Annotated in this window: 21 protein-coding genes; 3 read left to right on the top strand and 18 right to left on the bottom strand. The window is 62.1% G+C overall.

Going from position 1 to position 26486, the window contains the following annotated elements; all coding sequences use genetic code 11:
• Nucleotides 1–2: 2 nt before the first annotated feature.
• Both RO009_12105 and RO009_12100 read right to left on the bottom strand, forming a co-directional pair.
• The gene (locus tag RO009_12105; GenBank protein ID MDT3685769.1) at nt 3–683 is read right to left on the bottom strand and encodes a TRAP transporter small permease subunit; all 681 of its coding nucleotides are present in this window, start codon (nt 681–683) and stop codon (nt 3–5) included.
• A 101-nt stretch (nt 684–784) separates the two neighbouring features.
• Nucleotides 785–1912: a TRAP transporter substrate-binding protein gene (locus tag RO009_12100; GenBank protein MDT3685768.1), complete on the bottom strand. Its 1128-nt coding sequence runs from the start codon at nt 1910–1912 to the stop codon at nt 785–787.
• 295 nt (nt 1913–2207) lie between these two features.
• On the opposite strand from RO009_12100, the gene RO009_12095 reads away from it, so the two are divergent.
• Nucleotides 2208–3944 (top strand): ABC transporter ATP-binding protein/permease, encoded by a 1737-nt coding sequence (locus tag RO009_12095; GenBank protein MDT3685767.1) that lies wholly within the window; start codon nt 2208–2210, stop codon nt 3942–3944.
• Here the strand turns inward: RO009_12095 and RO009_12090 are convergent.
• Both RO009_12090 and RO009_12085 read right to left on the bottom strand, forming a co-directional pair.
• On the bottom strand, nt 3832–4443 hold the full coding sequence (locus tag RO009_12090; GenBank protein ID MDT3685766.1) for an HPP family protein: 612 nt from the start codon (nt 4441–4443) through the stop codon (nt 3832–3834). The genes RO009_12095 and RO009_12090 overlap by 113 nt on opposite strands.
• Before the next feature lie 114 nt (nt 4444–4557).
• A complete protein-coding gene (locus tag RO009_12085) occupies nt 4558–5478 on the bottom strand; it encodes a TorF family putative porin (GenBank protein MDT3685765.1) in 921 nt (306 codons plus the stop codon).
• A gap of 342 nt (nt 5479–5820) precedes the next feature.
• Between RO009_12085 and RO009_12080 the strand changes: the two genes are divergently transcribed.
• Nucleotides 5821–6621: a fumarylacetoacetate hydrolase family protein gene (locus RO009_12080; GenBank protein ID MDT3685764.1), complete on the top strand. Its 801-nt coding sequence runs from the start codon at nt 5821–5823 to the stop codon at nt 6619–6621.
• Nucleotides 6622–6636: 15 nt separating this feature from the next.
• Nucleotides 6637–6903, top strand: a complete 267-nt coding sequence (locus tag RO009_12075) for a DUF2277 domain-containing protein (GenBank protein ID MDT3685763.1) — start codon at nt 6637–6639, stop codon at nt 6901–6903.
• A 148-nt stretch (nt 6904–7051) separates the two neighbouring features.
• On the opposite strand, the gene aceB is transcribed toward RO009_12075, so the two are convergent.
• The 14 genes from aceB to RO009_12005 form a co-directional block, all read right to left on the bottom strand.
• Complete coding sequence (gene aceB / locus RO009_12070; protein ID MDT3685762.1) at nt 7052–8785, bottom strand: malate synthase A; 1734 nt, start codon at nt 8783–8785, stop codon at nt 7052–7054.
• 269 nt (nt 8786–9054) lie between these two features.
• Nucleotides 9055–9381, bottom strand: a complete 327-nt coding sequence (locus RO009_12065) for a hypothetical protein (GenBank protein MDT3685761.1) — start codon at nt 9379–9381, stop codon at nt 9055–9057.
• The gene (gene glcF, locus RO009_12060; protein MDT3685760.1) at nt 9381–10751 is read right to left on the bottom strand and encodes a glycolate oxidase subunit GlcF; all 1371 of its coding nucleotides are present in this window, start codon (nt 10749–10751) and stop codon (nt 9381–9383) included. Before glcF ends, RO009_12065 begins: the two co-directional genes overlap by 1 nt.
• A 128-nt stretch (nt 10752–10879) precedes the next feature.
• Nucleotides 10880–12097 carry a glycolate oxidase subunit GlcE gene (gene glcE / locus RO009_12055; GenBank protein MDT3685759.1) on the bottom strand — a complete coding sequence of 406 codons (1218 nt, stop codon included), beginning with the start codon at nt 12095–12097 and terminating at the stop codon, nt 10880–10882.
• Between the two features lie 9 nt (nt 12098–12106).
• Nucleotides 12107–13339, bottom strand: a complete 1233-nt coding sequence (locus tag RO009_12050; protein ID MDT3685758.1) for an AMP-binding protein — start codon at nt 13337–13339, stop codon at nt 12107–12109.
• Nucleotides 13340–13355: 16 nt separating this feature from the next.
• Nucleotides 13356–14201 (bottom strand): ABC transporter ATP-binding protein, encoded by an 846-nt coding sequence (locus RO009_12045; protein MDT3685757.1) that lies wholly within the window; start codon nt 14199–14201, stop codon nt 13356–13358.
• A 198-nt stretch (nt 14202–14399) separates the two neighbouring features.
• A complete protein-coding gene (locus tag RO009_12040) occupies nt 14400–15734 on the bottom strand; it encodes an ABC transporter substrate-binding protein (GenBank protein MDT3685756.1) in 1335 nt (444 codons plus the stop codon).
• Between the two features lie 114 nt (nt 15735–15848).
• The gene (locus tag RO009_12035; protein ID MDT3685755.1) at nt 15849–16925 is read right to left on the bottom strand and encodes a branched-chain amino acid ABC transporter permease; all 1077 of its coding nucleotides are present in this window, start codon (nt 16923–16925) and stop codon (nt 15849–15851) included.
• A gap of 134 nt (nt 16926–17059) precedes the next feature.
• Nucleotides 17060–18016 (bottom strand): branched-chain amino acid ABC transporter permease, encoded by a 957-nt coding sequence (locus RO009_12030; protein ID MDT3685754.1) that lies wholly within the window; start codon nt 18014–18016, stop codon nt 17060–17062.
• Nucleotides 18017–18197: 181 nt separating this feature from the next.
• A complete protein-coding gene (locus tag RO009_12025) occupies nt 18198–18998 on the bottom strand; it encodes an ABC transporter ATP-binding protein (GenBank protein MDT3685753.1) in 801 nt (266 codons plus the stop codon).
• 106 nt (nt 18999–19104) lie between these two features.
• Entirely contained in the window at nt 19105–21072 is a 1968-nt protein-coding gene (locus RO009_12020; GenBank protein MDT3685752.1) for an AMP-binding protein, read from the bottom strand.
• A 239-nt stretch (nt 21073–21311) separates the two neighbouring features.
• Nucleotides 21312–21986 (bottom strand): Crp/Fnr family transcriptional regulator, encoded by a 675-nt coding sequence (locus tag RO009_12015; protein MDT3685751.1) that lies wholly within the window; start codon nt 21984–21986, stop codon nt 21312–21314.
• 28 nt (nt 21987–22014) lie between these two features.
• On the bottom strand, nt 22015–25491 hold the full coding sequence (locus RO009_12010; GenBank protein ID MDT3685750.1) for an indolepyruvate ferredoxin oxidoreductase family protein: 3477 nt from the start codon (nt 25489–25491) through the stop codon (nt 22015–22017).
• Nucleotides 25492–25703: 212 nt separating this feature from the next.
• Nucleotides 25704–26480 carry a glucose 1-dehydrogenase gene (locus RO009_12005; protein MDT3685749.1) on the bottom strand — a complete coding sequence of 259 codons (777 nt, stop codon included), beginning with the start codon at nt 26478–26480 and terminating at the stop codon, nt 25704–25706.
• Nucleotides 26481–26486 lie beyond the last annotated feature (6 nt).

The raw sequence follows: 26486 nt of genomic DNA, 5'->3' as shown, positions 1-26486 counted from the left end.
ACTCAAGCCCCTTTCTGACCCGCCGGCGACTGGCCGCCGTCTTGCTCTGCGTGAAGCCGCTGCTCCTGCATGATGATGCTTTCGGTCTCCTCGACGTCATGCAGACGCTGCGGCCACGCCCCCTCCCGGATGCAGGTGATGCAGCGGATGATCTCGGCGCTACCTTGCAGCAACAGCAGCACGCCGGTGATCGGGGTGAGCGCCTTGAGCGGAAACACGGGTATGCCGGCCGGACTGAAAATGCTGACCTCGCGAAACCGCACCGACATCTCGGCGTAGTTCCAGCCGGAATAGATGAATGCCAACACGGCCGGCATGAAGAAAATGATATAAAGTAGCAGGTCCATGGAAGCCTGCGTGCGCGGCTTCCAGAACCGGTACATGACGTCGGCGCGCACGTGGCCGTTGCGCGACAGCGTGTAGGCGCCCGCCATCAGGAACATAGCGCCATAGGTGATGTAGCTGAAGTCGAATGCCCAGGTGGTCGGCGCGCGCAGCACGTAGCGCACGAACACTTCGTAGCTGACACCCAAGGTCAAAACCAGGATCAGCCAGCCGAACGCCTTACCGATCCACATGCTGAGCGAGTCGATGAAAAGACAATAACGCTGCATAATTTGCCCCGCGCGGCCTGGCGCCCATACGCAAGCCGCTGTCCCCCCAAGCCGGTCGGCCTGGCGCATTCGCCCAAGCCGCCACACTTCCCCAAGAAGGTAGGGCGGCGCATTTCACGCCGCCCTCCCCATTATCGCGAGCGCAAATGACTCGCAAGCGCCGTTTCGGCCTAGAGCTTCAGCACGCCCGGGAAGTGATGGTTGAAGGCGCCCTTGTAGTCGGTCGCATTCATCATGTTGTAGAACACGACCTTGCGCACCCAGGCCTTCTGCGAGTCCATGACACGCTTCATGAACTCGTCCTTGCCCAACGTTGCGATCAGGCCGTCCCAGGCCTTGATCTGCGCGTCGAACACGCTTTGCGGCGTGCGCAGCACGTTGACCTTGTCCTTGTTGATCAGTTCCTGCAGGTCGTCCGAGTACTGGCGCATCGCCATCCACTCGCTGGCTGAGGACGCGGCTTCTGCAGCGTATTGCAGAATCGCCTGGTGTTCCTTGGGCAGGCCGTTGAACTTGGTGCGGTTGAACATGATCTCGAAGTATTCGGTCGCCTGATGGTGGCTGCCGAGCATGTAGTTCTTCGCCACGTTCTGCGCGCCGAAGCGGCGGTCCGAGGTCGGGTTGTTGAACTCGAAGGCGTCGATCACGCCGCGCTCCATGGCCGGCACGATTTCGCCGCCGGGAAGCTGGGCGACCGCGAGTCCCATGGCCTGGTTCAAATCGGCCGCAAGACCGACGGTGCGGTACTTGAGGCCCTTCAGGTCGTTGGCGCTGGTGACCGGCTTCTTGAACCAGCCGAGCGGCTGGGTCGGCATCGGCATGGAGAAGAAGCTCTTGACGTTGAGCTTCATGATCTTGGTTTGCAGCTCCTCGAAGAGTTCCTTGCCGCCGCCGTTGTGGATCCAGCCGAGACCTTCGTTGGCGTTGAAGCCGAACACCGGGCCGGTGCCAAACAGCGAGGCGGCTTTGTGCTTGCCGTACCAGTACACGGTCACCGTGTGGGCCGCGTCGATCTGGCCGCCGTGCACGCCGTCGAGCACCTGGAATGGATGGACCACCGCGCCGCCGTGCAGCAGGTCGACCTTCAGTCGGCCGCCCGCCATCTCGTTGACGCGGGTGATGTATTGGTTGGCCATGTCGGTGAAGATGTCGGTCGCCGGCCAAGAGGTCTGCATTCTGAGCGTCACGGTCTGCGCGCGCGAGACCTGCGGCATTGCAATGGTCGCTGCACCGGCGGCGCCGGCCGCCACCAAAAATTTACGACGGTTTGTCTTTGCCTTTTCAGACTTCTCGGTCATGAGGTCCTCCCTAGCGACCAGTTTTTCCAACGGCACTTGAGTGCACTTTTCGTTATTAACCGCCGGGCGTATACCGTATTCCAGCGGTCCCATCCAATAGTTTGGACGGGTTGCCGAAATTCCACAAGCCTCGCAACGTCGCATGCCAGCAATGGCCAAAGATTTTTCGGACTAAATTTGAGGCCATCCGGTATTGGGCGATGGGCAGGGGTCCCCAGGTCGCGGGTTTCATCTTCGCTGGATGCTGCGTGGGCCGTCTGACCCGTCTTTCGTCTAATAGCGCAAGGAGACAGCCGTGACCGGGTTAACCACGTTGCTCGCGGCCATCTGGCGGCTCGCGCTCCCCTATTTCCGGTCCGAGGACCGCTGGACCGGCCGGCTGCTGCTGGCGATGGTCATCGGCATCGAACTGGCCATTGTCGCGATCAATGTGTTGATCAACCAGTGGAACGCCCGTTTCTACAACGCGCTGCAGGATCGCAACTGGGACACCTTCGTCAGCGAGCTTCTGTTCTTTTGCGCCCTGGCCGCAATTTATATCGTGCTTGCGGTCTACCAGCTCTATCTCAACCAGTGGCTTCAGATCCGCTGGCGCCGCTGGATGACCAAGGATTATCTCGATCGCTGGCTCGCCAACTCCACCCATTACCGGATGCAACTGCTCGGCGATCCGGCCGACAATCCCGATCAGCGCATCGCCGAGGACGTCAACCTCTTCATCGAACGCACGCTGTATATCGTCATCAAGGTGCTCGGCGCCGTTGTCACTCTGCTCTCGTTCATCGCCATTCTGTGGTCGCTGTCGGAAACAGCGCCGCTGACCATCGGCGGCGCGGTTTGGGCCATTCCGGGCTATCTGGTCTGGGCGGCGCTCATCTATGCCTTTGTCGGAACGGCGTTGACGCACTGGATCGGCTGGCCGCTGGCCGGACTCAATTTCCAGCAGCAGCGTTATGAGGCCGACTTTCGCTTCAATCTGGTGCGGGTGCGGGAAAATTCCGAACAGATCGCGCTGCTGCGCGGCGAAGACACGGAAACCGACCGCCTGCTAGACCGCTTCGGCCGCGTCGTGACCAACTGGATGCAGATCATGTCGCGGCTGAAGAAGCTGACCTTCCTGACCGCCGGCTATTCGCAGATCTCCATCATCTTTCCTTATGTCGTCGTGAGTCCGGCTTATTTTTCCGGCGCGATGCAGCTTGGCGGCCTGATGCAGACGGCAAATGCATTCAGCAGCGTGCAGACCTCGCTGTCGGTTTTCATCGATGTCTACCGGCAGCTCGCCGAATGGGCGGCAGTGGTCGAACGCCTGGCGGGCTTTGACCGTTCGATCGATCAGACCCAAAAGGTGGTGGCAGCGTCCACCCTCGCCATGAAAGCGGGACGCGGCAAGGACGGCATCGCGCTTGATGATCTTCATCTTGACCTGCCGAATGGAAAGCCGCTGGTTTCCGCCGACGCTGCGCGCTTTGAAGGCAAGCATACATTGGTCACCGGCCCGTCAGGTTCCGGAAAATCGACACTCTTCCGCGCCATCGCCGGCCTGTGGCCGTTCGGTCGCGGCGACATCCGCATACCCGACAACGCGCGGGTCATGATCCTGCCGCAACGCCCGTATTTTCCGGTCGGCCCGCTCGCCTCTGCGATCGCGTATCCGGCCGCGCCAGAGGCTTTCACTGACGCGCAGCTGGCGGACGCATTGCGCGCCGTCGGCCTGCCGGCTTTGATCGTGCGGCTGCACGAGGATGCACACTGGAACCGGCTGCTGTCGCTGGGCGAGCAGCAGCGACTCGGCATCGCCCGCGCCTTGCTGCAAAAACCAGATTTCCTGTTCCTCGACGAGGCTACCGCTTCGCTCGACGAAGCGTCGGAAGCAGCGCTTTACAAGCTGCTGCAGAAGGAGCTCGCAAACACGGCAATCATTTCGATCGGCCATCGTTCGACATTGTCGGCGTTCCATCAGCGGCACCTGAAGCTGGCACCCGACGAATCGCGGCACCGGCTGCGGGAGGCGGAAGTGGCGACGCCATGAACGCCTCCGACCAGGTCTCCTGCGGCCAGGAACCGCGGCGCGTGCCGTTGTGCCAGACATAGGCGAAGGCGAGAAGCAGCAGCGCACCGGCCGCCACCGGCACCAGCAAAAACGTCCAAGGCAAATCGCCGAGCGCGATCAGCAGCGGGTTGATGCCGGCGGGCGGATGAAAAGTCCGGCTCAGATGCATCGCGGCCATCGCCAGACAGACCGCAGAGGCCGCCGCAAAGGGCCCCGGGCCCACCGCTTTCACGACCATCAGGCCTGCGAGCGCGGACAGCAGATGGCCGCCGACCAGAGCGCGCGGCTGTGCGGGCTTGGCCTCCGGCGAACCCATGACCAGCACGATGGATGTAGCGAAGGGAATAGACGCCAGCGGATAGGTGAGCTGGGCCGACAGTAATTCCATGATCGCAATGGCGACCCCGCCGCCGACGGCACCGGCCGCGATCATGATCAAGGATTTGCGGTCCAACGTCTCCGGACGATGCCTTGCCATTGCAGACCTCCTCGCAACTGCTCTGCAATGGTAATGCCAGGCCCGGCAGTCGCGCAAAAGAAACGGGCGGCAGCCTTGCGACTGCCGCCCGCCTCCGGGAGGTTCAACTCAAGCTTACTTCAGCGCATTCAGTGTCGTGTCGAACTTGCCCGACACGATGAACCGGTCACCGCACCACTTGTTCGACGGATTGCCCACAGCCGAAACCAGGAATGAGGCGCAATCCAGAGCGTCCTGGTCGGTGCCGTGATAGCGCAGATCAAGCGTCAGGGCCTTGTAGGTGAAGGCCGCACCGATGTTGTAGTAGGTGTAGCTTGGATCGACATAGCCAGCTGCCTTGAACGGTGCATCGTCGATGAACCAATGACCGAGTTCGCCGGAGAAATAGAGGCCGAGATCGCCGTACTTCCACGGCGTCACCCACTTGAAGGTACCCGACAGATAGAAGGCTTCGGCATCGCCCGGCGCGCCAAGGCCGAGATTGGCGAGCGTGTTGAAGGTCTCGCTGTAGTTCAACAGGTCGGGTGTATAGAACAGGTTGACGCCCACGCCGAGGTCGGGAGTGATGGCGTAACCAACCTTCGCGTAGATTTCCCAGAAATCGCTGTTGTTGGTGAAGCCGTTGAACAGCTCTTTCGGATAGTAATAATACCAGGCGCCGAGATCGAGGGAGAGCGGTCCCCAGGCGTTGCGCCAGCCGCCGTAGAAATCGATCTCCGCCGACGGATCGGTGAAGCCGTAAGCCGGGCTGCTCGGCCAGTCGATTGAATAGCCGGACACAGCGACATACCAGGTGCCGTAGGAGCCGGTATTATACTGGCCTTCGATATAGGCGCCGACCGACGCGCCGTTATTTGATTGCGAAATACCGCGGAAATTGTAGTCGGACATGATCACGCCGCCAAAAGCGACGTCCCATGGCGTGACGACCACCGGCGGCGCCGCCTTGTAAACCGGCTTGACGATATCGGCGGCAAGCGCCGGACCGGCCGACACGGCAAGAGCGAACATCGCCGGCAGTGCAAACTTCTTCATAGCTAGCCCCTTCTTGACCCTTCGGTGAGGAGTTCGGCCTGTATTCGAGACTTGCCAAAACTCCGAACCGCCACCCACTGCTTCGTTGCAGTGCGCCATCACACCCAGCGCAGAATTTGCGGACAACGCGAAAAAAGCGGCACCTGCTGCCTTTTTGAGCGATTCTGGTCCAAAAGCGACGTTATCCCGATTCAACCGTCACAATCCCTTCATGTGTTGCGCGGAAGTCACGTCTATTTCCCCAAGACAGTGGAAAAATCGCCTTGTGAACATACGTCGTAGCGGCGGCTCCAGACGGCAGCGCCGAAAATCAAGAAACCAAGGGCCATCCGGGAGATCGCAATGTCCAAGTGGCTCAGATTTGAGCACAACGGCCGCACGGGGTTCGGAATCTTGGCGGAGGGGGTCATCTCCGTCCATGCCGGGGACATGTTCGCAGGGGCAACACCGACGGGCGAGACGGTCAGACTGGCGGATGTGACGCTGCGGACGCCCTGCGATCCCAGCAAAATGATTTGCCTGTGGAACAACTTTCACGCACTCGCCGCCAAGAACAGCTTCACACGGCCGGAGGAGCCGCTGTATTTCCTGAAGGCCCCCAGCAGCTATTGGCCCGCGCATCAGCCCATCCGCCGCCCGCCGACCTATGACGGCAAGATCATCTATGAAGGCGAGCTGGGCGTCGTCATCGGCAAGAGATGCTTCAACATCGGCGAGGCGGACGCCGGCCAATACATCTTCGGCTATACCTGCGTGAACGACGTCACTGCGGTCGATCTCTTGCGCAAGGATTCCTCGTTCGAGCAATGGACGCGTTGCAAAAGCTTCGACACCTTCGGCGTGTTCGGGCCGGTGATCGCGACCGGACTCGATCCGATGCAATTGCATGTGCGCACCATCCTGAACGGCCAGGAGCGGCAGAATTATCCGGTCGCCGACATGTTCTTCCCGCCGCACAAGCTCGTGGCGGCGATCTCGCGCGACATGACGCTGGTGCCGGGCGACGTCATCGCCTGCGGTACCTCGCTCGGCGCCGGCACGATGCGCGAGGCGCACAATGTGATCGAGATCGCCATCGACGGCATCGGCGCGCTGAGCAACACGTTCGATCAGGCGGTGCCGGCGACGTCGAGCGCGGCGTAATACGGGAGACAAGCGATGTGTCGCAACATCAAGACGCTCTTCAACTTCGAGCCCCCCGCCACCGAAGAGGAAATCCGTGCTTCGGCGCTGCAATTCGTGCGCAAGCTCTCCGGCTTCAACAAGCCGTCGCAGGCAAACGCCGCGGCCTTCGATCGCGCCGTCGAGGAGGTCGCTGGCGCGGCACGTCGACTGCTGACGTCGCTGCACACGACGGCGCCCGTGCGCGACCGCGTTGCGGAGGCGGAAAAGGCGAAAGAGCGGGCGAGGGTGAGGTTTGGGTGAGGACTGCCGACAAGCCTTCGTAGGGTCGAGATGCAGATGGCATACGCAACTTCGGTTCACCTGAGTTGCGGACTTACTGTCGCCCAAGTCGCGTATGCTCGACTTGGGCAACAAGCCCGGCGATCACGATTCAACAGCGATCGAGCGGCTATTTGATCTTCTCATAGGCCGGCATGGTCAGGAACTCGGCGAACTTCTTTGATAGCGACAATTCGCTGAACAGCTTGATCGCCTCCGGAAAACGTGCCGACGCATAGGCCTTGGCGCCGATCTCCTTCTTCACCCGCTGCATTTCCTCTTTCAGCGCCTTTTTGAAGAAAGCCGACGTGACTTTCTGGCCGGTGTCGAGCGTCGCGCCATAGCGCAGCCACTGCCAGATCTGCGCGCGCGAAATCTCGGCGGTCGCCGCATCTTCCATGAGATTGTAGATCGGCGCCGCGCCGCGCCCGCCGAGCCACGCCGCGATGTACTGCACGCCGACGCGAATGTTGAGGCGAAACCCCGCCTCGGTCTTCGTGCCTTCATGCACTTGCAGCAGCATATCGCGCGTGATCGGCGCATCCGGGATCTTGTTGAGTTGGTTCGGCTGCGGCATCAGCCGATCGAACACTTCTTTTGCCACCGGCACCAGCGCAGGATGCGCGACCCAGGTGCCGTCATGGCCTTCGCGCACCTCGCGCTCCTTGTCGGCTTTCACTTTCGCGAACGCTTCCTGATTGGCCTTCTCATCGTTCTTGACCGGAATCTGCGCCGCCATGCCACCCATGGCGAAGGCGCCGCGACGATGGCAAGTCTGCACCAGAAGCGTCGCATAATTGCCGAGGAAGGCTTTGCCCATCACCACCTGGCTGCGGTCGGGCAGGATGTAATTCTTGTTCTTGGCGAATTTCTTCACGAAGGAGAAGATGTAATCCCAGCGCCCGGCGTTAAGGCCAGTGATGTGATCGCGCATCTCCCAGAGGATTTCGTCCATCTCGAAGGCCGCCGGCAACGTCTCGATCAGCACCGTCGCCTTAATGGTGCCGTTCGGAATGCCGAGCCTCTGCTGCGCAAAGACGAAGACGTCATTCCACAGCCGCGCTTCCTGGTGTGTCTCGAGCTTCGGGAGATAGAAATATGGCCCGGTACCCGCCGCACGCAACGCCGCATGGTTGTGGAAGAGATACAGGCCGAAATCGAACAGCGCACCGGCGATCGGCTTGCCGTCGACGGTCAGGTGCGCTTCAAGCAGATGCCAGCCGCGCGGACGCGGCACCATCACGGCGAGCTTCGTGCCGAGTTCATAGGCCTTGCCCGTTTCCGGATCGACGAAATCGAGCTTGCCGTCCCAGCGGTCCTTCAGGTTGAGCTGGCCTTCGAGATTGTTGTCCCAGGTCGGCGAATTGGCGTCCTCGAAATCGGCGAGATAGACATTGGCGCCGGAATTGAGCGCGTTGATCACCATCTTGCGGTCGACCGGGCCGGTGATTTCCACACGCCGGTCCAGAAGATCAGCCGGGATCGAAGCGATCCTCCAGGCGCTGTCGCGGACCCATTTGGTTTCCGGCAGGAAGTCCGGCAACTCGCCGGCATCGAAACGCTTCTGCTGCTCGGCGCGCGCCCGCATCAATATCTGCCGCCGCGCTTCGAAATTGCGGTGCAGGTCGGCGAGGAATGCCAGCGCAGGCGGAGTCAGGATCTCATCATAGCGGGGCTTCATCTCGCCCTTGATCCTGACGCCGCGCACGCCCGACGGCGTCCTGGGCGCGCCACCCACGATCTTGCGAGCAGCAGCGCGTTTCAGCCTACCGAGCAAACCTGCCGGTTTCCGTCGACGCACCGTTGCGCGCGCCTTCACCCGCCCTTTGGCGCGCCCGGACGCGCGAACCGTGCCTTTCGGCACGGCCCTGCGCTTCGCAGATTTGGACCTGGACGTCTTGGCGGAGCGGCCGGGTGTTGCAACCTTAGCCCGGCGCCTTGCCGTCCGGGCTCGCGTTTTCCGGCCAGCTTTGGCGCGTCGCGCAACTGGCTTTCTTGCCACTACTTGTCGTTTCCCGTTGCTGTCATTCGTTATCGCTTCCGCCGCTGCCCGACCCGAAAGGCCGGTAGCCGCTCCCGAACGACGATCCGAAACCGCCCGAGCCGAATCCCGACGAACCGCCGGTGTCTGGCTCAGAGGAAGCGGGTGCGGGCTCCGGCGCCGGAGCGGGCTTCGGTGCCGCTGCTTTCGGCTTGCTCGTTTTCCTTGCAGATTTCTTTGCAGATTTCTTTGCGGCTTTCTTTTTCGCCGTTTTTTTTGCAGCGGATTTGGCCGTCTTCCTGGCCGCTTTCCTGGCAACCTTTTTCTTCGCCTTTTTCGCGCTCTTTCTTGACGCGGATTTTTTCCTGCGGGCGGCGACCATTGCCCTCGCCTTCTTCCGGCCCTTCGCTCGTTTCGCTTTCTTCGCCTTCTTCGCTTTCTTTGCCATGACCAACCTCCGAAATGAGACCCCTATTCATCACGACTGCAAAACGGCCGGCTCCGACTTCGTCGACCGCTCGTCAGCCGCCGCATTTTGATCACGTTCGCCGCGATCAAGCTCCCTCAGCTTCACGGGCTTCGGCCCTCCTGTCGACCAATCCAGCAATTCGACAGGATGAACCACCGGTATCGCCGTGCCCGTCGCGATTTGCGTCATGCACCCGATATTGCCCGCCGCAATCACGTCCGGCCTCAGTTGTTCGATCCGTGCGATCTTACGATCCCGAAGTCTCCGTGCAATGTCGGCGTGAACGATATTGTAAGTGCCTGCCGATCCGCAGCACAAATGTCCCTCCGGCACATCTTTGACCACGAAGCCCAGTTTGGAAAGCAAATCCTTGGGCTGACGAACGATTCTTTGGCCGTGCTGCAGTGAACAGGCGGCATGATAGGCGACGACCAGGCCGTGATGCACAGGCCGGGATAGCGGAATCGTCGCCAGATATTCGCAGATATCGCGCGCAAGTGCAGAGACCCGTGCGGCCTTGGTGGCATAGACCTCGTCGGTCCGCAGCATGAAGCCATAGTCTTTCACGGTGGTTCCGCACCCGGAGGCATTGATGATGATTGCATCAAGCCCCTCGCCTTCGATTTCGGACACCCAGGCGTCGACATTGGCGCGCGCGCGCCCCAGAGCTTCCTCCTCCCGCCCCATATGATGAACCAGCGAACCGCAGCAACCCTCGCCCCGCGGAATGACGACCTCGATCCCATGCCGGTTGAGAATGCGCACAGTCGCCGCGTTGATCGTCGGATCGAGCGTGTCATTGGCGCAGCCGGACAACAGGGCGACGCGGCCCTTGCGCGGGCCTGCCGCTGCAAAGATCCGACCGCGCCCCAGACCGGAAAGGCGCGGGGGCCGGGCGAGCCGCAGCATGGCCGCGAACGGCGCCAGACCGGCGGCTTCGAACAACGGCGCCAGCGGCCGCGCCAGCCAGCCGAGCAGCAATGCCGGACGGAACAGGGAGGGATTTGGCAGCACCCGGGCCAGAAGCGCGCGCAGCAGGCGCTCGCGCAGCGGGCGCTTGTACGTCTTCTCGATATGGACACGGGCGTGGTCGACAAGATGCATGTAATGCACGCCCGACGGACAGGTGGTCATGCAGGACAGGCACGACAGGCAACGGTCGATATGCTTGACCACATCGGCGCTCGCCGGTCGGTCCTGCTCCAGCATGTCCTTGATCAGATAGATGCGCCCGCGCGGGGAATCGAGTTCATCGCCCAGGAGCACATAGGTCGGACAGGTCGCCGTGCAGAAGCCGCAATGCACGCAGGAGCGCAGGATCTTGTTGGATTCGGCGATATGCGCATCGGCGAGCTGGGCGAGCGAGAAATTGGTTTGCATCTATCGAAGCCGCGCACTGACTCTGCATTCGCTCCCTGTCGAAGTCGGATGTTTCCGACTTCGGCCTCCCCCTTTGAGGGAGAGGTACGCAGCGGCTAGCGCGCCTGGCATGGTCAAGACTGTTTGCATCACACCCCCGCCCACATCCGTCCCGGATTGAGAATACCCTTTGGGTCGAAGCTGTCCTTTACTCTTTTGGTTAAGGCGGCGACGCTGGAGTCCTGCGGCTCGAAGACGTCCAGCGCGGCCCGTACCGCCGCCGGCGCACGGATCAGCGTCGCGTGCCCGCCCAGGATCGCCACGGCATCGCGCAATTGCAGCGCGCCGGCATCCTCCGCATGCGGCATGCCGATCCATACCAGCCCGCCGGCCCAGTCGTAGAACATCTGGGCACCGGTGGAGACCATCTCCGCCAGCTCAAAACCGCGGGCGGGCGGTACGGATACGCGCCAGAGCACGCGATCGGCTTCCAAGCCATGACCAAAAGGCGCGGCATCACGGATGCAGCGCCAGAGCGCGTGCGAAGCCACCTCATCGAGCATTTCGACCGGCCCGTGAGACCCGATCATCGCCGCCAGTACATCCTTGCGATGCGCGATGGAGGGGCCGACGCCTTCAAGGCGGAAGACGGTGGCGGGCTGCGTCAGCGCATGCAGGCCATCAAAATGCGACGAGATGTGCGATGGCAGATGCGCTGCGCCCGACACCTCGCAGGAGGAGCCCATCGCCTCCGCCATCACCTGGCAGGCGCGCTGGTCGCCCAGGCCGAGTACCATGACCGTGGTTTCCGCCTCGGCGCGTGGCAGCGTCTTGATGGTGACATCGGTCATCACCGCCAATGTGCCGAAGGACCCAGCCAGCAATTTGCAAAGATCGTAGCCGGTAACGTTCTTCACTACCCGGCCGCCCGATTTGAACGTCTCGCCACGGCCCGACACCGCCGTAAAGCCGAGAAAATGATCGCGGGCGGCGCCGACCTTGATGCGGCGGGGGCCTGAGAGATTGGCGGCGAGGACGCCGCCGATCGTGCCCAGGCCTTGCGGCAGCCCCAGGGTGTATCCGAAATCGAGCGGCTCGAAGGCCAGTTCCTGGCCCTTCGACGCGACCAGCTTTTCGATCTCGGCGATCGGGGTGCCGGCACGCGCCGACAGCACCAGTTCCTCGGGCTCGTAAAGCGTCACGCCGGAAAGTGCGGAGACATCGAGCGTTGTGTCGGTCTGGCCGGGGCGGCCAATGTCGCGCTTGGACCCCTGTCCGATGACGTCCAGCCGCTTGCCCTCGGCCAGAGCCCAGGCAACGGTTTCCTCGACGTCTTTGGCGTCGCGCGCTTTCAACACATCCGGCATATGCGGAGTTCAGCCGATCGGCCGCTCATCCGCAATGACCTTGCCGTCATTAGCGAGGCTGCCGGGCGCTACCAGTGCCACCGCGCCCTTGAGCTTGGTAACTGATTGCAGGCTGGCGGCGACAGCGTCGGAGAGGCCGCCCGCGGGCGCCGCGCATTCCGCCTGCAGGGTCATGCTGTCCTGCTCGCCCTGGCGCGAGACCACAAGCCGCAGCCGCCCGAGTTCGGGATGGCGCTTCGCCACTTCGGCGATCTGCTCCGGGCGCACGAACATGCCCTTCACCTTGGTCGTCTGGTCGGCGCGGCCCATCCAGCCCTTGATCCGCATATTGGTGCGCCCGCAGGGCGAGCGGCCGGGCATGACGGCGGACAGATCGCCGGTGGCGAGACGGATCATCGGGTAATGCGGATCGAAGGAGGTGACGACCACTTCGCCGACCTCGCCTTCCGGCACCGGATCGCCGGTGCCGGGGCGCACGATCTCCACGATCAGGTTCTCGTTCACCACCAGACCCTCGCGCGCGGGCGTCTCGTAGGCGATCACCCCGGTCTCGGCGATGGCGTAGCATTGCAGCACCTCGACGCCGCGGTCCGACAATTCCTGCCGCAGCGAGGCGGGAAAGGCGGCGCCGGAGACCAGACCGCGCTTGAGCGAGGAGGCGTTCTTGCCGGACGCCTGCGCAGCGTCGAGCAGGACCTTCAGGAAGTCCGGCGTGCCGACATAGCCGTCCGGCTTCAGATGCGCGATCGCCTCGACCTGCTGCTCGGTATTGCCGGTGCCGCCAGGAATGACGGCGCAGCCGAGCGCGCGGCAGCCGGATTCGAACATCCAGGCGCCTGGTGTCAGGTGATACGAAAAGCAGTTATGCACGATGTGGCCGGATCGAAATCCGGCGGCGAACATCGCGCGCGCGACGCCCGCGTAATCGTCTTCATGGCCTTCCGGCTCGAAGATCGGGCCGGGCGACATCATCAAATGCACGAGCCTGCCGGGCTCGGTGACGTTGAAGCCGCCGAAGGGCGGGGTCTGCCTGTGCAGGGCGACGAGATCGGATTTGCGCAGGATGGGAAGCTTGGCGAGCGCGGCGCGGGACGCGACCGACTTCGCATCGACTCCTCCAAGTTGCTGCTTCCATCCCTTGGCGCGGAGCGCGCGCGTGAGCGCGTTCGGCAGGTTGGTGAAGTCATCCTGCTCGCGCTGCGCCGGATCGCGGGTTTCGAGGGAGTCGTAATGCTCGCTCATGACATTGCACGCACGCTCACGCCAGCCACCGCTTGCGCCGCTTGTAATGCTTGCCCTCGCGGAAGGATTTGCGCTTGCCCTCGGCGATGCCGAGATAGAACTCCTTGACGTCCTCGTTCTCGGCGAGCGACTTTGCATCCCCGTCCATCACCACACGGCCGTTTTCCAGAATGTAGCCGTAGCGCGCGAATTTCAGCGCCATGAAGGTATTCTGCTCGGCGAGCAGGAAGGACACGCCTTCCTTTTCGTTCAGGCTCTGCACGATCTCGAAAATCTCCTCCACGATCTGCGGCGCCAGCCCCATCGAGGGCTCGTCGAGCAGGATCATCTTCGGGCGCGCCATCATGGCGCGGCCGATGGCGCACATCTGCTGCTCGCCGCCGGAGGTGTAGCCGGCCATGGCGTCGCGGCGTTCCTGCAGGCGCGGGAAATACTGATAGATGCGCTCCAGATCGGCGCGGATCGCGGCATTGCCGTCGCGGCGCGTGAAGGCGCCGGTGAGGAGGTTTTCCTCGACGGTGAGATGGCCGAAGCAATGGCGGCCTTCCATAACCTGTACGCAGCCGCGCCTCACGAGCTGGTTCGGCGACAAATCCTGCACCTCCTCGCCGTCGAACACGATCGAGCCCTTGGTCACTTCGCCGCGCTCGGAATGCAGAAGATTGGAGATCGCTTTCAGGGTCGTGGTCTTGCCGGCGCCATTGGCGCCGAGCAGCGCCACGATGCCGCCTTTCGGCACTTCGAGAGAGACGCCCTTCAAGACCAGGATCACGTGGTCGTAGATAACCTCGACGTTGTTGACGGAGAGGATGGTGGCCGGGGCGGCGGCGGGTTGTGGCGTTGTCTGCGCGGCGGTGGACATGGGCACTTCCTTTCACCCTCCCCATTGTGGGGAGGGCAGAGGCGGCCTCCAGCCGCCGTTCTTAAGTCCAGAATGCCGATGCGGAGCATCGGCTGCGGAGCGAAGCGAGCTGGGGTGGGTTGTCGTGGATCGTCGACCCCACCCCGCCCGCTTCGCTCAAGCGGGCGACCCTCCCCACAAAAGGGGAGGGTCAGAACCTCACGACGACTTGTCGCAGGGCTCGGTGCGTTTCGGCCAGGGCTGGTTCTTGGACACATAGTCCTTCGCAGCCGCTTCCAGCAGCGGACGCACCTTTTCCTTCATGGGCAGAATCCAGTCCGAGACCTTCACCCACTTGGTGCCGTCCCATTGCTGCATGTAGGCGGCATGATGGCCGTTATGGTCGGTGCAGGTCACTCCGTCGATCGGCGCACCGAATTCGGGAAGCCCGAGCTCCTTCCAGCGCGCCGCCGAGATCTTCAGCGATTCCAGTCCGCGCCGCACATCTTCGCCGGTCACGGCCTTCTTGCCGGTGACCTTCTGCGCGTTGCGGATCGCTTCCGCGATGAGCACCGAATTATAGACGCCGCGGTTATACAAATTCTCCGCGAACTTGTCGGCGGTCACCTGGCTCCTGCCCTTGTCGACGACCAGCTTCTTGATGTCCTGAAGCGCAGGATAATTCGCACCGACACCATTGAAGTTCAGGGTCAGATAGCCCTTGGCTTCAGCGCCGCCGCCGCGCGCGTCATCTTCGCCGCCCGACCACCAGATGCCGATGAACTTGTCCATCGGATAGTTGATGCGGGTGGCCTCGCGCACAGCCGTTGGGTTCATGGCGCCCCAGCCCCACATGATCATCCAATTCGGACGGTCGCGCCGCACATTCAGCCATTGCGCCGACTGGTTCTGCATTTCCGTCGCCGGCACCGGATAGAGCTTCACGGTGAAGCCGTAATCCTTCGCGAACTGCTCAAGCAGCGGGATCGGCTCGCGGCCATAACCGCCGTCGAAGAAGATGTAGCCGATGGTCTTGCCCTTGAGCTTGTCGAGCCCGCCTTCCTTGCCGCCGATATAGCGGAACATCATCGAGAGGCCGTCCCAGTAGGTCGCCGGCGGATTGAATATCCACGGGAACTCGTTGCCGACCGCCGACGCCGACAGGCCGTAGGCCATCGACAGCACCGGAATCTTGTCGACCGCGGCCTTCGGGATAAGCTGCAGCGTGATGCCGGTGGAATACGGATTCACCATGACCGGCTTCTTGGCTTTCACTTGCTCGTAGCATTCGACACCCTTCTTGGTGTCGTAGCCGGTTTCGCATTCCTCGATCGTGAGCTTGACACCGCCAATGCCGCCATCACGTTCGTTGAGCATGGCGAGATAGTCATGCATGCCGTTGGCGATCGGGATGCCGGAACCGGCAAACGGCCCGGTGCGGTAGGTCATCAGCGGCACATAGATGCTGTCCTGCGCTTCGGCCTTTGAAGTCAAGGCGGAAACACCCACAAGACTTCCCAAGGCCGCGCCAAGAACGAGATATTTCAGGCGCATTGCGTTTCTCCCTTTGTCGCCGGCGCTATATCGCCGGCATTTCTTGTCGCCCCTCCGGGGGCCTCCCCGGCCAGGTAATACCCGGGCCGGGAAATTGAGGTCGAGTGTGCACCCTCAATACGGGAAAGGCCACACTCGCAATTTCTGTTTTCCGATCTGCCAGAGCCGGGCGAGACCATGCGGCTCGACGACCAGGAAGAAGATGATCAGCGCGCCGACGATCATGAATTGCAGATGCTCGACGGTCGCGGCGTGGATCGAGATGCCGAGCGCCGCGGGTGCGGCGCGCAGGATGATCGGCAGCACCCAGATCAGGGCGGCGCCGAAGAAGGAGCCGATCAGGCTGCCCAGCCCGCCGATGATCACCATGAACAGGATGATGAAGGACTGGTTGATGTTGAAGGAGTCGGCTTCCGCCGCGCCGAGCCAGAGAAACACCATCAGCGCGCCGGCCACCCCGCAATAATAGGACGAGATCGCGAAGGCGAGCAGCTTGGTGCGATAAAGGCGGATGCCGATCAATTCGGCGGCGATGTCCATATCCCGCACCGCCATCCAGCTTCGCCCGATGCGCCCGCGGAGGATGTTGGAGGCGATCCATGTCATGGCCACGACAATGGTCAGCACGACCAGATACCGCACCACCGGCGTTGCGTTCGGCCCAGTCACCGCTGTGTCGAACACGTAGCGGGTGGGCACTTCAATGGCGTTCGAGACGTTGTAATTAACCAGCCACGGCAGGCGGACAAAGCACCAGGACAGGAAGAATTGCGCGGCCAGCGTCGCCACCGCGAGATAAAAGCCCTTGATGCGCAAGGACGGCAGCCCGAACACGGCGCCGACCGCCGCGGCGGCAAGACCGGACAGAAGAATGAGCAGGATGATGTTCACGTCCGGGAACCAGGTGGCGAGCTTGTAGCATGCGTAAGCGCCCACACCCATGAAGCCGGCGGTGCCGAGCGAGATCAGACCGGTATAGCCGGTGAGCAGATTGAGCCCGATCGCCGCCAGCGAGAAGATCAGCATCGGGATCATCACCGCCGAGAGCGTGAAGCTGGACGTGGTGAGCGGGATGACCACGAAGGCGATCAGCAGAATGAGCGCGATGCCAATCCGGTCCTGCCGGATCGGAAACAGTGCCATGTCGGCGGCGTAGTTGGTCTTGTACTGGCCGGCTTCGCGGTAAAACATTTCGTCACCACACTTTCAGTCGTCATGCCCGCGCTTGTCGCGGGCATCCCGCTTTCGCAGGCAATGTGCGCCTCGCATCGGGATGGTCGGGACAAGCCCGGCCATGACGGAGGAGGTGTTAACGCGGCTCATCCTCAAATTCTCTCAATGATCCGCTCGCCGAACAGTCCTTGCGGACGGAACAGCAGGAAGACGAGCGCGATGGCGTAAGCGAGCCAGCTTTCAATGCCGGAGCCAAGCAGCGGTCCCCAGTAGAATTCGCCGATCTTCTCGCCGACGCCAATGATGACGCCGCCGACAATGGCACCTGGAATGGATGTGAAACCGCCGAGAATCAGCACCGGCAAGGCCTTCAGCGCCAGGATCTGCAGCGCGAAGGAGACGTCCGAACGCGCACCCCACATGATGCCGGTGGCAAGCGCTACGATGCCGGCGGTGAACCAGACGATCACCCAGATCTGTTCCAGCGAGATGCCAACGGAGAGCGCCGCCTTGTGGCTGTCAGCCACCGCCCGCAGCGCGCGTCCGATGCGCGTCTTCTGGAAGAAGACGGCAAGTACCGCAACCATCAACGAGGCGATGACGGCCGCGGCGATATCGATCTTCTGGAACGAGACGAAGCCGCCGAACACCTTCCATTCATAGGAGCCCTTCGGCAGAAGAAGCTCGTTGGTGATCATCACCTTCGGCTCGCCGCCGAATATGATCTCGCCAAGCCCGATCAGGAAGTAAGTCAGCCCGAACGTTGCCATGAACAGGATGATGTCGGGCTGGTTCACCAGCGGCCGTAACACAAGCCGTTCGATACCGACGGCGAGCACGAACATCACGACGATTGTTAGCGCCAGCGCGATGAAAGCCGGCACGCCCTTTTCGTGAAGACCGACCAGCGTGAGTGCAGCGAACACCATCATGATGCCCTGCGCGAAGTTGAACACGCCGGAGGCCTTGAAGATCAGCACAAAGCCGAGCGCGATCAGCGCATAAAGCACGCCGGCAACGAGACCTTCCCACAAGGTCTGGATCAGGAGGTCGGGCGCCTTCCCCATCTGCATGAAAGGATCGACGAAGATGTTGTAGAGGATGTCCATCAGCGGCGGCGCCTCCACACATTGTGACTGTTCCCTCCCCCCTTGTGAGGGAGGGTTAGGGAGTGGGGTAATCGCCGCAATCCAATGCGGGACCCCGCTCGCCTCGCATTGCTTGGCGAGCGACCCTGCCCACAAGGGGGAGGCCAGGAAAGCGCGCGTGTGTGAGATGTCCTGACCATGATCAATGCGCCACGCCGAGATAGGCGTCGATCACGCCCTGATCCTTTTTCACCGCGTCCGGCGTGCCGTCGGCGATCTTGCGCCCGTAGTCGAGCACAATGACGCGGTCAGACAGGTCCATCACCACGCCCATGTCATGTTCGATCAGCGCTATGGTGGTGCCAAAATGCTGGTTCACGTCGAGAATAAAGCGTGACATGTCTTCCTTCTCCTCGAGATTCATGCCGGCCATCGGCTCGTCGAGGAGAAGCAGGTCCGGTTCCATTGCCAGCGCGCGACCGAGTTCGACCCGCTTCTGCAGGCCGTAAGGCAGCCGGCCGACCGGCACCTTGCGGATATGCTCGATATGCAGAAAGTCGATGATCTCCTCGACCACGCGGCGATGTTCGACCTCTTCACGCAGGGCAGGTCCGAAACGCAACATCTGCCAGAACAGGCCGCGATGCATCTTCAGGGTGCGGCCGGCCATGATGTTGTCGAGCGCGGTCATGCCACGGAACAACGCGACATTCTGGAAAGTGCGCGCGATACCGCCGCGCGCGGCGTCATAGGGGCGCATCTTGGATCGCGTCTTGCCCTTGAAGCGGATGCGACCCTGCTGCGGCGTGTAGAAGCCGTTGATCACATTCAGCATCGAGGTCTTGCCGGCACCGTTCGGGCCGATGATGGCGCGGATTTCTCCCTTGCGGATGTCGAAGGAAACGTCGCGGATCGCCTTGATGCCGCCGAACGACAGCGACACGTTGTCGATGGCGAGGAGCACATCGCCGGCCGCCACGTCCTTTTCGCTCGGAGCTCTCATGCACGGAGCCCCAGGCGTTTCCCGGTCGGGTACGCCGACGGACCTCCCCCTTTCAGGGGGAGGTAAGCGAACGAGCCGCTCGCGTTCCGCAATGACGGAATCAGGGTCATGCCGCCTTCTCCATCGCAGGTACGGTCTGCATGTCGCGGATTTTCACCCGCGCGGCGATGACGCCCTTGCGGCCGTCCTCGAAGGTGACTTCCGTTCTGATGTCGGCTTCCTTCGACCCGTCATACAAGGCCGTCACCAGCGGCGCGTAGCGCTCCGCGATGAAGCCGCGCCGCACCTTCTGCGTGCGGGTCAGTTCACCGTCGTCGGCATCAAGCTCCTTGTGCAGGATGAGGAAGCGGCGGATTTGCGCGCCAGCCATCGCACCCTCTTCCGCGAGCGACCGGTTCACCTCGGCGACATGCTTCTCGATCATCTCGTAGACGCGCGGATGACCGGCCAATTCCTGATAGGAGCCGTAGACCACGTTGTTGCGCTCGGCCCAGCTTCCGACCGCGACGAGATCAATGTTGATCATCACGCAGACCATGTCGCGCTGGTCGCCGTAAGCTACCGCTTCCTTGATGTTGGGATAGAATTTGAGCTTGTTCTCGATGTATTTCGGCGCGAACAGCGTACCGTCCTTCAGCCGGCCGACATCCTTGGCGCGATCGATGATCTTCAGATGCCCGCTCTTGGGATCAATAAAACCGGCATCGCCCGTGTGCACCCAGCCATCCGGGGTCTTGGTCTCGGCGGTCTTTTCCGGATCCTTGTAATAGCCTTGGAATACGCCCGGCGACTTGAACATCACCTCGCCGTTCTCTGCGATCTTGATTTCGACATCGATATTCGGCTTGCCGACGGTGTCGGCATAAATCTCACCGTCCGGCTGCGCGGTGATATAGACCGACGCTTCGGTTGATCCGTAAAGCTGTTTCAGGTTGATGCCGAGCGACCGGTAGAAGCGGAATATTTCCGGACCGATCGCCTCGCCGGCCGTGTAAGCGACGCGGATGCGCGACAATCCGTAGCGGTTCTTCAGCGGCCCATAGACCAGAAACTCGCCGAGCCAATAAATCAACCGCACATGCAGCGGCACGCGCTCCCTGTTCAGAATCTTCTCGCCCCATTTGCGGGCGAAATCGATGAAATAGTGGAACATGCGCCGCTTCAGCTTGCCGGCGTCTTCCATGCGCACCATGGTCAACGTCAGGAGATTTTCGTAGATGCGCGGCGGCGCGAAGGCGTAGGTGGTGCCGATCTCGCGGCGGTCTTCCACCACGGTCTCGCCGGCTTCCGGGCAATTGACGCAGAAGCCCGCGACATAGGACTGCGCATAAGAGAAGATGTGATCGCCAACCCAGGCCAGTGGCAGATAGGCGATCACCTCTTCGTTCTCGTCGAGCTGATCGTAGAGGTTGCCGTTGCGCGCCGAGATCAGGACGTTGTCGTGTGTCAGCATCACGCCTTTCGGGCGGCCGGTCGTGCCTGACGTATAAAGAATAATGGCGAGATCGCTGCCGCGGCCCTGCGCCACCCCCTCGTCCCACTGCTTCTGCGCCCAGAGCTCGACCAGCTCCTTGCGTCCCTTTTTCTGCACCTCGTCGATCGAGGTCAGGCGGGAATGGTCATAATCGCGCAGGCCGCGGGTTTCGTCATAGATAATGTGCGACAGCTTCGGAACGCGATCGGAAATCGAGAGCAGCTTGTCGACCTGCTCCTGGTCCTGAACCACCGCGATCGTGACTTCGGCGTGATCAAGGACATAGGCCATCTCCTCGGCAACCGAATCGGCATAGAGCGGAACCGGGATGGCGCCGAGCGCCTGCGCCGCGCACATCGCCCAATACAGCCGCGGCCGATTCGCTCCGACGATGGCGAGCTTGTCACCGCGCTTGAGCCCCAATTCGCGCAAGCCCACGGACAAGGCGCGCACCTCGTCCAGGACCTGCATCCAGGTCCAGGTCTGCCAGATGCCGAGATCCTTGTGGCGCAAGGCGGGGCGGGCGCCGCGCACGCGCGCATTGTGAATCAGGAGCTTCGGAAATGTGTCCGCTTCGGCAGCAGCGGCCTCAATCGCCACGGCGCAGTCTCCTCCCGGTTTCCCCTGCGCGTTAGCCGCGCTTCTTGAGCGGCCGTCGCCTTGCGGCGCGACTGCCTGTCCAAGCTAGTTTGCTACGAAACTATCTTTCCGCAAGTGGCGTCTTGACAGACAAGACCCGGGATTGTTGGGTACAGATGGCGGCCGTCCCGTTTCGCACGAATATTTGAGCGGGTCTGGCTCCTAACGGCGTTTCGCCGCAGGGCCTCTTTGACCGCATTTCATTCACCGTAATGGCTCAACCCCTCGAGATTGAGGATGGTAATCCCGCCATGCTCGAGCTTGAGCAGGCCCTCCCCTTCCAGGGTTTTCAGGCTTTGATTCGCCGCCTGCCGCGAGACGCCGGACAGGGAGCCGATCTCCTCCTGCGAGATGTTCAGATGCAATCCCGGGCTGTGGTACAGGACCGGATTGAACAGCCAGGCGATGTTGCGAGCGACGCGGGCGGTGGCATCGAGCATCCGGTCGTATTCCACCAGCGCGATGAACTGACCGAGACGCTCGTTGAATTGCCGCACCAGAAAGCGGTTGAAGGCGGCGGAATGCTCGAACAGCCAGAAGAACGTGGCGTTGTTCATGATCGCCATGGTGGTGTCACGCAAAGCGACGAGATCATATTGCCGCGGCTCGTTCTTGAGTAGCGTGCCCTCGCCGAACCATCCGCCTTCGCGCAAGCCGGCGAGCGTCACGGCCTTGCCGGTCTTTGACACCGTGCTCAGCTTGATGAGACCGCGCGCGACGCCGGTCCATGAATCCAGCCGGTCTCCACGATGACAGATATAGGCGCCAGCGGCGTAGGATTTCTCGATGATGCCCTTGCGGGCGCGTTCAATCTCGTCTGCGTTCAGGTCGTGCGACCAGAACGCCACCTGCCGAAGATGTTCAGCCGAAATCACGCAGCCCGCCCGCTCGACACAGCCTGCGTCATTCCGCAGCCTTGAGCATCGGCGAGGAGGTTGCGCGGAACTGGTCGAGCAAGGCGGCCTCATCGGCCTTCGCAGCCTTCAGATGCCGCGCCTTGACATGGCCAAAGCCGCGGATCTTTTCAGGGATCGCGGCAAGTCCGACTCCGAGGGGATGATTCTCCGGCGTCAGCTTTTGCAGAATTTCATCAAGCATCGCCTCGTAATCGGCGATCAGCTTGCGCTCGGTGCGGCGCTCTTCGCTATAGCCGAAGATATCAAGCGGCGTGCCGCGCAGGAACTTGAAGCGCTTGAGCACGCCAAACGCCTTTAGCACCCAGGGGCCGAAGCTCATCTTCCTCGGCTCGCCGGTGGTTTTGTCGATCTTGGCGAGGAGCGGCGGCGCCAGATGGAATTCAAAGCGCAGATTGTCGCCAGCGAATGTCTGGTCGACCTGCTTCAGGAAAGTGCCGTCGGTATAGAGACGCGCGACCTCGTACTCGTCCTTGTAGGCCATCAGCTTGAACAGATAATGCGCAACGGCCTCGGCCAGCCCCTGCTTGCCCGGCGTTTTCGATTGCTCGGCGGCCCGCACCTGCTCCACCCGCTTGCGGTAGCGCCCGGCATAAGCCGCGTTCTGATAATCGGTGAGGAAGGCAACACGGCGCTGCACGGTCTCCTCGAAGGATTGCGACAGGCGGCGGTTGTCATCCTGCGCCGCGGCGAGCGGCGCCAGTTTCTCGACGGCGGCGAGATCAAGCGCGGCACGGCGGCCCCAGCGGAAAGCGGCCTGGTTCATCGCCACCGCTTCGCCATTCATCTCGATCGCCTTCTCGATCGCTTCCGCCGAGAGCGGCAACGCGCCGAGCTGATAGGCATAGCCGACGAGGAAAATATTGGCCGCGATCGAATTGCCGAGCAAAGCCGTCGCAAGGCGTCCGGCATCGACGAATGACACATTCTCACGGCCCGCCGCCGCCTGAATGGCGCGCTTCAGCCGTTCCATAGGCAGCGAGAAGTCGGCATTGCGGGTGAAATCGCCCGGCAGGAATTCGGCGAGATTGGCGACGATCCTGGTGGACCCGTGCTTGACGGCAGCCAGCACCTTCTTGTTGCCGGCAACGACGATGTCGCCACCCAGTACCAGGTCGGCGCCGCCCGCCGCCATGCGGATGGCGTGGATTTCATCGGGCTTGTTCGAGATGCGGATGTGGCTGTAGACCGCACCGCCCTTCTGCGCGAGACCGGCCATGTCGATGATGCCGACGCCCTTGCCTTCGAGATGCGCGGCCATGCCGAGCACACCACCGATGGTCACGATGCCAGTGCCGCCAACGCCAGTGACAATAATGCCATAGGGTGTGCCGATCTGCGGCAATCCAGGCTCCGGCAGAGCGGGCAGATGGTCGCCTTCGGCCACTGCCTCGCCGCGCTTCAGCTTGGCCCCATGCACCGTCACGAAGGACGGGCAGAAACCCTTGATGCAGGAATAATCCTTGTTGCAGCTCGACTGGTCGATGGTGCGCTTGCGGCCCCACTCGGTTTCCAGCGGCTGCACCGACACGCAGTTCGATTTCAACCCGCAATCGCCGCAGCCTTCGCAGACCAGTTCGTTGATCAGGATGCGCTTGTCAGGATCGGGAAAGGTGCCGCGTTTCCGCCGGCGTCGCTTCTCGGCGGCGCAGGTTTGGTCGTAGATCAGAATGGTGGTGCCGGGAATCGCGGCGAGCTCCTTCTGCACCTCGTTCAGGTCGTCGCGGTGATGGAAGGTAACGCCGCGCGGCCAGTCGATGCCGCTCGGATATTTCTGTGGTTCGTCGCTAACGACGGCAATGCGCTTGACGCCTTCGGCCGCGACCTGCTGCGCGATTTGCGGCACGTTGAGGCCGCCTTCATTCGCCTGACCGCCGGTCATGGCGACCGCGTCGTTGTAAAGAATCTTGTAGGTGATGTTCACGCCGGAGGCGATGGCGGCGCGTATCGCAAGATAGCCGGAATGGTTGTAGGTGCCGTCGCCGAGATTCTGGAAGACGTGATCGCGCTTGGAGAAGGGCGCTTCGCCGATCCAGTTGGCGCCCTCGCCGCCCATCTGGGTGAAGCCGAGCGTCGAGCGGTCCATCCACTGCGCCATGAAATGGCAGCCGATGCCGGCATAGGCGCGCATGCCGTCCGGCACCACCGTCGAGGTGTTGTGCGGGCAGCCGGAGCAGAAATACGGCGTCCGCGCCGCGACCTCCTGGATTTCCGCCAGCGCATGCTGCGCCTGTTTCAGGCGCGAGACGCGCGTCGCAATCGCGTCATTGGGACCGTAGGCGAGCAGACGTTCGCCGATGCAGATTGCGACCTCGTTCGGATCAAGCGCACCTTTGACTGGGAACAGCCAGTTGCCGCGTTCATCCTTCTTGCCAATGCAGGTCGGCTGGTTGGCGGTGCCGTAAAGCTCCTCGCGCACCTGCACTTCGATGAGCGAGCGTTTCTCTTCGACGACAATGATGAGATCGAGACCTTTCGCAAACTCGACCAATTCGTCTTTCGGGATAGGCCAAGGACAGGCGATCTTGAACAGCCGAATGCCAAGATTGTTGCAAGCCACTTCATCGATGCCGAGCTCGTCGAAGGCTTGCCGCACGTCGAGATAGGATTTGCCGGTGGTGATGATGCCGATCCTGGCGTTCGGCCCGCCCGAGGTGATGATCTTGTTCAGCTTGTTCGCGCGCACGAAGGCCAGCATGGCATCGCGTTTGTAGTCGTGCAGCCGTGCTTCCTGGCCGAGGAATGTGTCGCGCAGGCGGATGTTCAGGCCGCCTTCAGGCGGCACAAAATCGGTCGGCATGACGATGTTGATGCGGTCGAGGCTGCCGTCGACCACCGCCGTCGATTCGACGGTCTCATGCATGCATTTGAGCGCGACCCAGGTGCCGCAGAAACGCGACATCGCCCAGCCATAGAGACCGTAGTCGAGGAATTCCTGGACGCCCGCCGGACTGAGGATGGGAATCATCACGTCGACGAAATGGAATTCCGACTGATGCGCCGTCGTGGAGGATTCGGCCGTGTGATCGTCGCCCATCAGCGCGAGTACACCGCCATGTTTGGAAGTGCCGGCGAGGTTGGCATGGCGGAACGCGTCACCGGTGCGGTCGACGCCCGGTCCCTTGCCGTACCACATTCCGAACACGCCATCGCACCTGCCCTCGCCGCGCAGTTCCGCCTGCTGCGTGCCCCACAGGGCGGTGGCCGCGAGGTCCTCGTTCAGGCCGGCCTGAAACTTGATGTCATTGGGCGCGAGGAATTTCTGCGCGCGGATGAACTGCAGGTCGAGGCCGCCGAGCGGCGAGCCGCGATAGCCGGTGATATAACCTGCCGTATTGAGGCCGACACGCCGGTCGCGCTCCTTCTGCATCAGGCAGAGACGAATGATTGCCTGATAGCCGGTGACGAAGATCTGCCGCCGGCTCAAATCATATTTATCATCCAGGCTGACCTGCCGCAGGGTCATTTCCTTGCCTCTCCTCGGCCCAGGACAACGCAGGAACGAAAATTCCGACGGCTGAAACTCTGGGCCGGCCCATATAATTTATGTAGTCTGCTGTCTATGTGTCAGCAATGCTGACACTTCTCGCGCCCAAGTCAATTTCGTGTGGGTCCGCTTGCGCAGAAGGAAATTGCAGCAGCACGCCGCGGCACGAAATTTGGCGCATTGCACACTGATTAGCCGCGCAAGGCAACCGACTGCCCACCATCCACAAGGATGGTTTCGCCGGTCATGAAACGGCCCGCCTGCGATACCAGCAGCAGCAACGCCCCGTCGAGATCGCCGTCTTCGCCGAACCGCTCCATGGGAATTTCCCGGCGGATCGCCTGCCCGCGCTCGCTGGCGAGGAACTCCCGGTTGATGTCGGTGGTGAACCAGCCGGGCGCAATGCCGTTGATGCGAATGCCTTTGCCGGCCCACTCCAAACCGAGCGCCTTGGTGACCTGCACAACACCGGCCTTGGCGACCGCATAGGCGACGATGCCTTTCGACACGTTGAAGCCGACCACCGAAGCAATGTTGACAATCGAGCCCTTCTTGCTCGCTGCGATCATGCGGCGGGCCGCTTCCTGCGACCAGAAAAAGACCGCGTCGAGATCGATGGCCAGGACCTGCTTCCAGGTGTCTTCCGACAGATCGATGGCGCGGTCGGTATGCGCAATGCCGGCATTGTTGAGAAGAATAGTGACGGTGCCGAAAGCTTTCTCGGCGGCGTCGAAGGCTTTTTTCATGCCGCCGCGATCGAGCACGTCGGCTTCCACCGCGATGGCCTTGCCGCCGGCCTTCTCGATCTTCTCTTTCACGTCGGCAAGGCGCTCGGCACGCCGCGCCACCAGCACCACCCTGGCGCCATTGGCCGCAAGCACTTCGGCGAAGCGCAGGCCAAGCCCGCTGGACGCGCCGGTGACGAGCGCTACTTCCCCCGTGAGATCGAAAAGTTTGTCGGCTTTCATACTGCC

It is taken from the genome of Pseudorhodoplanes sp. (assembly GCA_032027085.1).
Classification (GTDB): Bacteria; Pseudomonadota; Alphaproteobacteria; order Rhizobiales; family Xanthobacteraceae; genus Pseudorhodoplanes.
Note: the sequence above shows the minus strand (reverse complement) of the source record. Positions and strands in the feature narration are given on the sequence as shown.

Bases quoted from the DNA above. Each gene is read 5' to 3' on its own strand.
- RO009_12005 (MDT3685749.1), bottom strand. From the start codon at position 26,480: ATGAAAGCCGACAAACTTTTCGATCTCACGGGGGAAGTAGCGCTCGTC.
- glcF (MDT3685760.1), bottom strand. From the start codon at position 10,751: ATGCAAACCAATTTCTCGCTCGCCCAGCTCGCCGATGCGCATATCGCC.
- RO009_12010 (MDT3685750.1), bottom strand. From the start codon at position 25,491: ATGACCCTGCGGCAGGTCAGCCTGGATGATAAATATGATTTGAGCCGG.
- RO009_12050 (MDT3685758.1), bottom strand. From the start codon at position 13,339: ATGAGCGAGCATTACGACTCCCTCGAAACCCGCGATCCGGCGCAGCGC.
- RO009_12035 (MDT3685755.1), bottom strand. From the start codon at position 16,925: ATGTTTTACCGCGAAGCCGGCCAGTACAAGACCAACTACGCCGCCGAC.
- RO009_12075 (MDT3685763.1), top strand. From the start codon at position 6,637: ATGTGTCGCAACATCAAGACGCTCTTCAACTTCGAGCCCCCCGCCACC.
- RO009_12105 (MDT3685769.1), bottom strand. From the start codon at position 683: ATGCGCCAGGCCGACCGGCTTGGGGGGACAGCGGCTTGCGTATGGGCG.
- RO009_12030 (MDT3685754.1), bottom strand. From the start codon at position 18,016: ATGGACATCCTCTACAACATCTTCGTCGATCCTTTCATGCAGATGGGG.
- glcE (MDT3685759.1), bottom strand. From the start codon at position 12,097: ATGCCGGATGTGTTGAAAGCGCGCGACGCCAAAGACGTCGAGGAAACC.
- RO009_12100 (MDT3685768.1), bottom strand. From the start codon at position 1,912: ATGACCGAGAAGTCTGAAAAGGCAAAGACAAACCGTCGTAAATTTTTG.
- RO009_12085 (MDT3685765.1), bottom strand. From the start codon at position 5,478: ATGAAGAAGTTTGCACTGCCGGCGATGTTCGCTCTTGCCGTGTCGGCC.
- RO009_12090 (MDT3685766.1), bottom strand. From the start codon at position 4,443: ATGGCAAGGCATCGTCCGGAGACGTTGGACCGCAAATCCTTGATCATG.
- RO009_12025 (MDT3685753.1), bottom strand. From the start codon at position 18,998: ATGAGAGCTCCGAGCGAAAAGGACGTGGCGGCCGGCGATGTGCTCCTC.
- RO009_12040 (MDT3685756.1), bottom strand. From the start codon at position 15,734: ATGCGCCTGAAATATCTCGTTCTTGGCGCGGCCTTGGGAAGTCTTGTG.
- RO009_12065 (MDT3685761.1), bottom strand. From the start codon at position 9,381: ATGAATAGGGGTCTCATTTCGGAGGTTGGTCATGGCAAAGAAAGCGAA.
- RO009_12080 (MDT3685764.1), top strand. From the start codon at position 5,821: ATGTCCAAGTGGCTCAGATTTGAGCACAACGGCCGCACGGGGTTCGGA.
- RO009_12045 (MDT3685757.1), bottom strand. From the start codon at position 14,201: ATGTCCACCGCCGCGCAGACAACGCCACAACCCGCCGCCGCCCCGGCC.